The sequence below is a fragment of the Streptomyces sp. NRRL B-3229 genome, from assembly GCF_000719505.1.
Lineage (GTDB): Bacteria > Actinomycetota > Actinomycetes > Streptomycetales > Streptomycetaceae > Streptomyces > Streptomyces griseorubiginosus.
Map to the genome: position 1 here is coordinate 1 of NZ_JOGP01000133.1, position 338 is coordinate 338.

At 60.7% G+C, this 338-nt stretch carries 1 protein-coding gene; it reads right to left on the reverse strand.

The window, feature by feature from the left end; genetic code table 11:
- Positions 1 to 338: cbb3-type cytochrome c oxidase subunit I (locus tag IF54_RS0139090; protein ID WP_199821302.1), on the reverse strand; the 338-nt coding region annotated here is incomplete at both ends.

A 338-nucleotide genomic window follows, 5' to 3' on the forward strand; every position in this document is an offset into this window, starting at 1 on the left:
AGAAGTGGAAGCCGGAGAACATCGCGAAGACGACGGTGCCGAAGACGACGTAGTGGAAGTGCGCCACCACGAAGTACGAGTCCGAGACGTGGAAGTCCATCGGGGGCGAGGCCAGGATGACACCGGTCAGACCACCGAAGGTGAAGGTGATCAGGAAGCCGGTGGCCCACAGCATCGGGGTCTCGAAACTCAGGGACCCCTTCCACATCGTTCCGATCCAGTTGAAGAACTTCACGCCCGTCGGTACGGCGATGAGGAACGTCATGAAGGAGAAGAACGGGAGCAGTACACCGCCGGTGACGTACATGTGGTGGGCCCACACCGTCACGGACAGACCC